Source organism: Methylobacterium sp., from assembly GCF_028290105.1.
Classification (GTDB): Bacteria; Pseudomonadota; Alphaproteobacteria; order Rhizobiales; family Beijerinckiaceae; genus Methylobacterium.
On the sequence record NZ_JAQGKL010000073.1, the window covers coordinates 1 to 8,780 of the forward strand.

Genomic DNA, 8,780 nt, shown 5'->3' on the forward strand with positions numbered 1-8,780 from the left:
CATCGGCAGCGCTCGCGGCCCTGCTCCAGGCGCGCGGCTACAAAGTCCGCCTGCGCAAGCTCGACCCCTATCTCAACGTCGACCCGGGCACGATGAGCCCGACGCAGCACGGCGAGGTGTTCGTCACCGACGACGGCGCGGAGACCGACCTCGATCTCGGCCATTACGAGCGCTTCACGGGCTTGCCGGCGACGCGGGCCGACAATATCACCACCGGCCGGATCTATCTCGACATCATCACCAAGGAGCGGCGTGGGGATTACCTCGGCGCGACGATCCAAGTGATTCCGCACGTCACCAACGCCATCAAGGACTTCGTGCTCGAGGGCAACGAAGCCTTCGACTTCGTGCTCGTCGAGATCGGCGGTACGGTGGGCGACATCGAGGGCCTGCCCTTCTTCGAGGCGATCCGCCAGCTCGGCCAGCAATTGCCGCGCGGCGCCACCGCCTTCGTGCACCTGACCCTGCTGCCCTACATTCCCTCGGCCGGGGAACTGAAGACCAAGCCGACGCAGCACTCGGTGAAGGAACTGCGCTCCATCGGCATCCAGCCCGACATGCTGCTCTGCCGCTGCGACCGGCCGATTCCCGCCGACGAGCGCCGCAAGCTCGGGCTGTTCTGCAACGTGCGCGAGACCGCCGTCATCGAGGCCCGCGACGTCGACTCGATCTACGACGTGCCGCTCTCCTACCGCGAGGCCGGCCTCGACCGCGAGGTGCTGGCGCATTTCGGGCTGCCCTCGCAGGACGAACCCGACCTGTCGCGCTGGCGCACGATCTCCGAGCGGGTGAAGAACCCGGAGGGCGAGGTCTCCATCGCCATCGTGGGCAAGTACACAGGGCTGAAGGACGCCTACAAGTCGCTCACCGAAGCCCTGACTCACGGCGGCATCGCCCACCGGGTCAAGGTGAACCTCGAATGGATCGAGGCCGAGGTCTTCGAGCGCGAGGACCCTGCGCCCTTCCTCGAAGGCATCCACGGCATTCTGGTGCCCGGCGGTTTCGGCCAGCGGGGCGCCGAGGGCAAGATCCGCGCAGCCCGCTACGCCCGCGAGCGCAAGATCCCCTATTTCGGCATCTGCTTCGGCATGCAGATGGCGGTGATCGAGGCGGCCCGCTCGCTCGCCGGCGTGCCGGACGCCAATTCGACCGAGTTCGGCGAAACCGCCGAGCCCGTGGTCGGCCTGCTCACCGAGTGGCTGAAGGGCAACGAACTGGAGCGCCGGGCTGCGGCCGGCGACCTCGGCGGCACCATGCGGCTCGGCGCCTATCAGGCCGCCCTGCGGCCGGATTCGAAGATCGCCGAGATCTACGGCACCACCGAGATCTCAGAGCGCCATCGGCACCGCTACGAGGTCAACATGGCCTATCGCGACGTGCTGGAGGCCAAGGGCCTGCGCTTCTCCGGCCTATCGCCGGACGGGCTCCTGCCGGAGACCGTGGAGCATGTCGGCCATCCGTGGTTCATCGGCGTGCAGTTCCATCCGGAACTCAAGTCACGTCCCTTCGAGCCGCACCCGCTTTTCAAGGGCTTCGTCGGCGCCGCAATGGTGCAGAGCCGTTTGGTCTGAGCCATCGGCCGAAGGCCTCGCGCGGTGATGGCCGCGAGGCCGTGTGCCCTAGCCTGTGAAAATAACGCCTCAGGCAGCCTGTGCGGTCAAGACGGGTGCAACCGAAACGGCATCCTTCAAGGTTGACCGGGCTCCGAACAGGAGCGCCTGGAGAGCGGATGGCGTATGGGCCCGGCCGTCCGCATCGACGATCCGCACGTCCGACATGCCTGATACCAACAGCGACAGGCTTTGATCGAGCGCGCCCAGCATCGAGCGATGCTGGAACGAGAACTGACGTGCGGAAACGCGCGCGCTGACGGTGAAGCTCACGGGATGAGGTCCTGATATAATGAGGCCCGCGGCCGATGGACGGGCCGGGATCCGGATGGCGAAATTGGGCTGGCCTGCGAAACAGCCATCGGGGCCGGCGCGAGCAGGTTGTAGGTGCATTGCAATAATGGCTGAGGGTTGACGAAGCCTTAGCCAAATCAGGCGGCCATCGGGCGAAGTCGGGCGTTTTCAAGATATGCAGCCGTCAGCGCGTGAGCCGCCGCCAGATCGCGTTTAGTGTGTCGGAAGCGCGCGATCCCAGCCATCTGCGCGGTTTTCACGCGCGGCTGCTCGGGGCAAATCGTGGGCGGAAGAGGGGGACGGCGCTGGCAATGGACTGGCGGATGCTTACCTTGCACGCTGTGACCGAGATCCTGTTCTATCACCTGCAGCAGCAGCCCCTCGAGAAGGTGTTGCCAAACCTGCTCGAGCGCTCGCTGGAGCGCCAGTGGCGCGCCACGATCCAAGCCGCCAGCGAAGAGCGGCTCCAGGCGCTCGATGACCAGCTCTGGACCTACAGCGACGACAGCTTCCTGCCCCATGGCACCGACCGCGAACCCGATGCGGCGAGCCAGCTGGTGGTGCTGACGCTCAAGGAGACGAATCCGAACGCGGCCTCGATCCGCTTCCTCGTGGAGGGTGCGGACCTTCCGCTGGATGCAGCCGAGTACGCCCGGATCTGTGTGCTGTTCGACGGCACTGATCAGGATGCCCTGCTGCGTGCCCGCGAGCAGTGGAAAGAGGCCAAGGCCGCCGGGCACACGATCGCCTACTGGCAGCAGGACGAGGACGGGCGTTGGCAGAAGAAGGCCTGACGCCCCTCCGAACGAACGCGAAATCGCCGAGAGGAAACGCCATGAGACGCTTCGCCATCGGCCTCGCGGCCCTGCTGCTCGCCGGAACTTCGCTTCACGCCCAGCCCGCTCCTTCGGGTGAGCGCCCTCCCGAGGCGCGCCGGCCCGCCGAGACGCGCGGCCCCGAGGGACGAAAGCTCCCCGCCGACGCAGTCACGGAGCACAGCGTCACCCTGCCGGACGGACGCGTCCTCGCCTTCACCGCGCGCGCCGGCAGCCTGCCGCTCATGGACGAGTCCGGCAAGCTCCAGGCGGAGATCGGCTTCATCGCCTACACGCTGGCGGGCAAGGACGGGGCAAAGAAGGAGGATGTGGCGCGTCCCGTGACCTTCGCGCTGAACGGCGGACCGGGCGCCGCCTCGGCCTACCTCAACATCGGCGCCATCGGCCCGTGGCGCCTGCCCGTGGAGGGCGCCAGCATCAGCCCTTCGGCACCGGTCGGTCTCGTGCCGAACGACGGCACCTGGCTCGACTTCACGGACCTCGTCTTCCTCGATCCCGTGGGCACGGGCTACAGCCGTTCCGCCGACGGAGACGGCAAGCGGTACTGGAGCGTCGACGCCGATGCCTCGGTGCTGTCCTCGGCCATCGCCCGCTGGCTGCGCATCAACGACCGCATGGCCGCGCCGAAATTCTACGTCGGCGAGAGCTATGGCGGGTTCCGGGGGCCCCTCATCGCATCGAAGCTTCAGGAGGAGATCGGGGTCGGGTTGTCCGGTATGGTCCTGTTGTCCCCGGTCCTCGACTTCGCCTGGCTGCAGGCGCCGCGCACCACGCCCTGGGGACACGTCATCAAGCTGCCGTCCTTCGCCGCCGCCGCCATCGAGCGGGCGGGTGGCACGCCGACGCGTCAATCGATGGCCGAGGCCGAGGCCTACGCCACCGGGCCCTATCTCGCCGACCTCCTGAAAGGCCCCTCGGACAACGCCGCCGTCGCGCGCCTCGGCGACCGGGTCGGCGCGCTGGCAGGCCTCGACCCGGGCTTCGTACGCCGGCAGGCCGGGCGCCTCTCCGGCCAGAGCGTCCAGCGCGAGATCGGCCGCGATACCGGCCGGGTGGCGAGCGCCTACGACACGGGCGTCACCGGCTGGGACCCGGACCCGAACGCCGCCGCGTCGGGCTTCGAGGATCCGCTGCTCACGGGGCTCCAGGCGCCGCTCACCAGCGCGATGATCGCGCTCTACACCGAAAAGTTGAACTATCGGGTGCCGGATCTGCGCTACGAACTCCTGAACGGACAGGTGAATCGGGGCTGGACCTGGGGCAGCGGGCGCATCGCGCCGGAAGCCCTGGGGGCACTGCGCGGGGTGCTGGCCCTCGACGGCAACATGCGGGTGCTGGTGGCGCACGGTTTCACCGATCTGGTGACGCCGTACTTCGCCTCGAAGCTGCTGATCGACCAGATGCCGGCCTTCGGCGGCGGGCGCCTCGATCTCGCGGTGTACCCCGGCGGGCACATGTTCTATTCCCGGCCGGATTCGCGCGCCGCCTTCCACCGGGATGCGGCTGCCCTCTACGCGACCGCCCTGGCCGCGCGGGGGAACGCACAGCGCTGAGGACGAACCGTGATCGCCTTCCACACCTTGCGGGGGCTTGCCCTCGGTGGGCTCCTGGCTCTGGGAATGTCCGCCTGCACGAGTACCGAGAGCCGAGCGCCGGCTCCCGTTCCGGTCGCCGCCGCACCCCCACCGGCCGCCCCGTCCTTCGCCGGCCCAGTGCTCAACGGCGACGGCGTCTGCACGGCGCCCGCGCCGACCACCGCCGTGGTCATCGAGACCGGCATCGGCGAGTGCGACCTCGTCCGCCTGAAGGGCAAACCGCCGACCGACGTTCTGGTGGGCGAGGGCCGGTCCGGCCGCGAGGTGCAGGTGCTCTACAACGAACCCGGCGCGAAGGAGCTTTACTTCTTCGTCAACAACCGCCTCGACCGGATCGTGAAATAGCGGCTAGCGCTCCGTGAGCTTCATCTCGATCCGCCGGTTGCGCGCGTAAGATTCCTCCGTCGTCCCGGCCTCAATGGGCTGAAACTCGCCGAAAGCCGCGGCGAGGAGGTGCTGGGGCGGAATTCCCTTGGCCGCCATGGACTGCACCACCGCGATGGCGCGCGCCGCCGAGAGGGCCCAGTTCGAAGGGAATTGCGCGCTGGCGATCGGCCGCGCATCGGTGTGCCCATCGATGCGCAGGACCCAGGGAATGTCGGCGGGGATCTGCTTCGCGAGATCCAGGATCGCGCCGGCGATCCGGTCGAGTTCCGGCCCGGCCTCGGGTTTCAGGTTGGCGGAGCCCGCCGGGAACAGCACCTCGGATTGCAGCACGAAGCGGTCGCCGACGATGCGGATGTCCGGTCGGTTGCCGAGGATCTGGCGCAGGCGCCCGAAGAAGTCCGAGCGGTAGCGCGCCAGTTCCTGCACCTTCTGGGCGAGCGCGACGTTCAGCCGGCTGCCGAGATCGGCGATCCGGGCCTGACTCTCGCGATCCCGGTTCTCCGAAGCCGCGAGGGCGTCCTCCAGGGCGGCGAGCTGGCGGCGCATCGCCGCGATCTGCTCGTTGAGGAGATCGATCTGCGAGGCGGCGCGGGCGGTGTTGGCGCGCTCGACGGCCAGTTGCTTGTCGACTTCGCCCTGGCGCCCGGCCGAACCTTGCGCGGCCTCGGCCTGCGCCTTCAGGCGGTCGCGGTCGGCCTGCGCGCCGAGCAGGGTGTTGCGCAGCGAGGAGGCCTGATCCTCCTGCGTCTTCCGGGTCGAGCGCTCCAGGGCGAGGAGATCGGTGAGGTCCGCGATCTGGCGGTTGAGCCGGGTCAGCACCGAATCGCGGCCGCTGATCTCCTGGGACAGGAAGAACTGGCCCACAACGAAGATGGTCAGCAGGAAGACCACGGCGAGAAGCAGTGTCGCCAGGGCGTCGACGTAGCCCGGCCAGACATTGAGGCTGCGGTCGCGGCGGATGCGGGTGGACGCCATTTCAGGTCCGCTCGCGCCCGAGGCGCTCGAGCACCTGCTTCAACTCGCGCTCGCGGCTTGCCTGCGCCTCCACCCAGTCGCGGATCATCTGCTGCTCGGCGCGCATGTGCTGGACGAGGCCCTGGATGCCCTCCGCGAGGTTCGTCATCGCCTGGGTCGCGACGCGGCCGTTGGCACCCTCCGCCACCACGGCCGTCAACCGGTCGACAGCCTCCTTCAATTCGCGGGCGCTGGCCGGGTCCTGCATTGGCGGGGGCGGGGGCGCGGCCTGGACCTTCGCGGGTTGCGCCACGACCACGCTCCCCGCCGCCGGCACCTCACCCGACAGCAGCCAATCCTCCAGTTCGTTGTGGAAGCGGGCATGGGCCTGGCCCGCCTGCAGGTCGAGGAACCCGGTGATCAGCGAACTCGCCAGGCCGAACAGGGAGGCGGAGAAGGCGAGACCGATCCCCGAGAGCGGAACGGCCAGACCGTTCTTCAGCTCGTCGAACATCGCCGCCGCTTCGCCGCCGCCGCGCATGGTCTTGATGACCGAGCCGACCGCGCTCAGCGTATCGATCAGGCCCCAGAACGTACCCAGCAATCCGAGCAGGATGAGAAGACCCGAGACGTAGCGCAGGATCTCGCGGCCCTCGTCGAGGCGCGCCGCCGCCGTATCGAGGAATGCGCGGCTGGTCGGAAGCGTGATCCCGTCGCGACGGGCTACGATGGCGGGGGCCAGCGGCGCCATCAGCGGCGGCGGCTTGCCCGGGCCTTCGCCCGCCGCCACGGCATTGACGTAGGCGGCCTCCCGATAGAGCCGGACCACCTGCCCGAAGGCGAGCAGTACCGCGATCAGCAGGACGCCGAGGATGAGCCCATTGAGCCCGGGATTGGCGAGGAAGGCCGGCGTGACCTGCCGGAACAGCACGAAGGCGAGGAAGCCGACGAGGATCAGGAAGACCAGCATCCGGACGAGGTAGATGCCGGGCTTGGCGAGCGTCGCGGGTGCGGGTGGGGTCGCCATCGGCTCGGGCACACTCATGGATGCGGGGCTGGAACCCGCAGAAGAGGCGCGGGCATCGGATCGATCACGCCGGCACAGTGACGACAGGCTCCGCGCCGATCAAGCCGCGTTCCCGGCCAACGCGCGGAAGGCGGCGGCTAGGTTCGTTTCGACAACACTCCCGCGCCGCGCCCACGAATGCATCAGTCCCAGGCGCGCGGCCAGGTCTCTTCCAGATGGGGCCCGAGCCGCACGGCGGCGACGCTTTTTGCGAGCCCCGTCGCGTCGTCCGTCTCTACGGCGATGCCGCACAGGGTGCCTTCCCCCTGCGCCGCTTCGAGCCGTGCCCCCGGGGTCTTCTGCAGGAAACGGCGCAGGGGCTCGTCCTTCTGCATGCCGAGAATCGAATCGTAGTCGCCGCACATGCCCGCATCGGACAGGTAGGCGGTGCCGCCGGGCAGGATCCGGTGGTCCGAGGTCGGGGTGTGGGTATGGGTGCCGACCACGAGGCTGGCGCGGCCGTCGAGGAAGTGTCCGAAGGCCTGCTTCTCGCTGGTGGCCTCGGCGTGCACGTCGACGATGATCGCGTCCGCCACCGCGCCGAGCGGGCATGCGGCCAACTCGCGTTCGGCCGAGGCGAACGGATCGTCGAGGGCGTCCATGTAGATGCGGCCCATCACGTTAAGGACGAGGACGCGTGCACCCTCGCGCGTCTCCACCACCGTGGCGCCCCGGCCCGGCGTGCCGGGGGGATAATTGGCCGGCCGCACCAGGCGCGTCTGGCGCTGGATGAAGACCAATGCCTCGCGCTGGTCGAAGGAATGGTTGCCGAGGGTGACGGCATCGGCCCCGGCCTGGAGGAGTTCGTCGCAGATCGCCTCGGTGAGCCCGAAGCCCCCGGCGGCGTTCTCGCCGTTGATCACCACGCAGTCGAGGCGCCAGCGCTCGCGCAGGCCCGGCAGTCGGTCCGAGATCACGTGCCGGCCCGGACGGCCCACCACGTCGCCGAGGAAGAGGAGTCGCATCGTGCAGGATCAGGCCCGTATCAGCGGGACCGGGCCCGCCTCGGTGATGAGATGGTCGAGCGGTTGGTCGTGGGATTCCGCCGGGACGTGCTCCACGGCCTGGACCGAGAAGGCGACGCCGATGGTCAGGACCGGCCCGTTGCGGGAGAGGCGCTCGATCGCCTGATCGTAGTAGCCACGCCCGTAGCCGATGCGGTGCCCGCGCCGGTCGTAGGCCGCCAGGGGCACGATCAGGGCCGTCGGGTCCAAGGAGGGCAGGTCGTCATGCGGCTCGCTGAGCCCGAAGCGGCCAGCCACCAACGCCTCGCCCTCGCGCCATTCGCGAAAGACCAGCCCATCGGGCGTCACTTTGGGCAGGGCCACGCGCTGGCCGCGCGCGAAGAGGAGGCGGGCGAGGGGACGCGGATCAACTTCGCTGCGGATCGGCCAGAACGCGCCCACGATGGCGGCCTCGGCGAGCGCGTCGATCGCCATGACGGTCTCGGCGATCCGTGCGGAGCCGGCGATCCGCGCGTCGGGCGGCAGGCCATCGCGCCGGGCCAGGGCCGCGTTGCGTAAGGCCGCCTTCACGTCGGAAACAGGCGGATCGGTGGGAGAAAGATCTGAGTGCGGAGCCACGTGAGCCGTTGGAGTGTCGATCCCGGGAAACCTACAATGTAGGTGGGCGCCGTGTTGGCCAAGTCCAGGGACGAGGCCAGGGACAGCTCCCTGGGGAGTCGATAAGGCCCCGGGGAAAAGTACTCCTGACGGACCCGGCAGCCCCGCAATCGATATGTAGCGTCGCGCCGCTCCCGGCACCAGGGGGCAGGGCAGCTCAGCCCGCCGAAATCGTGTGCGCGAGGCGCTCGATCCGATCGGCACAGCGGCCGAGGCCCTCGGCGAGGCGCGCGTCCTCGGCCACCCGCGTAGCGTCGGCGGAATCGACGACCGCCTTCAAGGCGGCGGCCTCCTGCTCGAGGACAGCGAGGCGGGCCTGCGCTTCCTGGAGTTCGTCGGCCTGCATCAGGGCGGCCATCACGTGCAGGCGCATGTCGCCGATCTCACCGAAGGAACGGCGCATCTCGGTGATGCGC

Annotated in this window: 10 protein-coding genes and 1 other RNA gene; 4 read left to right on the forward strand and 7 right to left on the reverse strand. The window is 69.1% G+C overall.

Features of this window, described 5'->3' with window-relative positions; all coding sequences use genetic code 11:
- On the forward strand, positions 1-1,571 hold a 1,571-nt coding region (locus JWQ05_RS05610), incomplete at its 5' end, for a CTP synthase (RefSeq protein WP_299655798.1).
- Positions 1,572-1,640: 69 nt separating this feature from the next.
- Here JWQ05_RS05610 and JWQ05_RS05615 read toward each other — a convergent pair.
- Positions 1,641-1,883 carry a hypothetical protein gene (locus JWQ05_RS05615; RefSeq protein ID WP_299655801.1) on the reverse strand — a complete coding sequence of 81 codons (243 nt, stop codon included), beginning with the start codon at positions 1,881-1,883 and terminating at the stop codon, positions 1,641-1,643.
- A gap of 362 nt (positions 1,884-2,245) precedes the next feature.
- Here JWQ05_RS05615 and JWQ05_RS05620 point away from each other — a divergent pair, with 362 nt between their 5' ends.
- The 3 genes from JWQ05_RS05620 (at position 2,246) to JWQ05_RS05630 (ending at position 4,680) form a co-directional block, all read left to right on the forward strand.
- Positions 2,246-2,698 carry a DNA polymerase III subunit chi gene (locus JWQ05_RS05620; protein WP_299655822.1) on the forward strand — a complete coding sequence of 151 codons (453 nt, stop codon included), beginning with the start codon at positions 2,246-2,248 and terminating at the stop codon, positions 2,696-2,698.
- 41 nt (positions 2,699-2,739) lie between these two features.
- A complete protein-coding gene (locus tag JWQ05_RS05625) occupies positions 2,740-4,293 on the forward strand; it encodes a peptidase S10 (RefSeq protein ID WP_299655804.1) in 1,554 nt (517 codons plus the stop codon).
- Between the two features lie 66 nt (positions 4,294-4,359).
- Complete coding sequence (locus JWQ05_RS05630) at positions 4,360-4,680, forward strand: hypothetical protein (protein ID WP_299655825.1); 321 nt, start codon at positions 4,360-4,362, stop codon at positions 4,678-4,680.
- A gap of 3 nt (positions 4,681-4,683) precedes the next feature.
- On the opposite strand, the gene JWQ05_RS05635 is transcribed toward JWQ05_RS05630, so the two are convergent.
- From JWQ05_RS05635 to zapA, 6 genes are all read right to left on the reverse strand, one after another.
- Complete coding sequence (locus JWQ05_RS05635) at positions 4,684-5,697, reverse strand: peptidoglycan -binding protein (RefSeq protein ID WP_299655806.1); 1,014 nt, start codon at positions 5,695-5,697, stop codon at positions 4,684-4,686.
- Position 5,698: 1 nt separating this feature from the next.
- Positions 5,699-6,703, reverse strand: a complete 1,005-nt coding sequence (locus JWQ05_RS05640; RefSeq protein ID WP_299655809.1) for a MotA/TolQ/ExbB proton channel family protein — start codon at positions 6,701-6,703, stop codon at positions 5,699-5,701.
- Positions 6,704-6,885: 182 nt separating this feature from the next.
- Complete coding sequence (locus JWQ05_RS05645; RefSeq protein WP_299655812.1) at positions 6,886-7,707, reverse strand: TIGR00282 family metallophosphoesterase; 822 nt, start codon at positions 7,705-7,707, stop codon at positions 6,886-6,888.
- Positions 7,708-7,716: 9 nt separating this feature from the next.
- Entirely contained in the window at positions 7,717-8,277 is a 561-nt protein-coding gene (locus JWQ05_RS05650; protein WP_299655815.1) for a 5-formyltetrahydrofolate cyclo-ligase, read from the reverse strand.
- Between the two features lie 37 nt (positions 8,278-8,314).
- Positions 8,315-8,472: non-coding RNA, 6S RNA (gene ssrS, locus JWQ05_RS05655), on the reverse strand.
- Between the two features lie 49 nt (positions 8,473-8,521).
- Positions 8,522-8,780: cell division protein ZapA (gene zapA / locus JWQ05_RS05660; protein WP_299655819.1), on the reverse strand; the 259-nt coding region annotated here is incomplete at its 5' end.

Bases quoted from the DNA above. Each gene is read 5' to 3' on its own strand.
- JWQ05_RS05625 (WP_299655804.1), top strand. From the start codon at position 2,740: ATGAGACGCTTCGCCATCGGCCTCGCGGCCCTGCTGCTCGCCGGAACT.
- JWQ05_RS05630 (WP_299655825.1), top strand. From the start codon at position 4,360: ATGTCCGCCTGCACGAGTACCGAGAGCCGAGCGCCGGCTCCCGTTCCG.
- JWQ05_RS05645 (WP_299655812.1), bottom strand. From the start codon at position 7,707: ATGCGACTCCTCTTCCTCGGCGACGTGGTGGGCCGTCCGGGCCGGCAC.
- JWQ05_RS05635 (WP_299655806.1), bottom strand. From the start codon at position 5,697: ATGGCGTCCACCCGCATCCGCCGCGACCGCAGCCTCAATGTCTGGCCG.
- JWQ05_RS05640 (WP_299655809.1), bottom strand. From the start codon at position 6,703: ATGGCGACCCCACCCGCACCCGCGACGCTCGCCAAGCCCGGCATCTAC.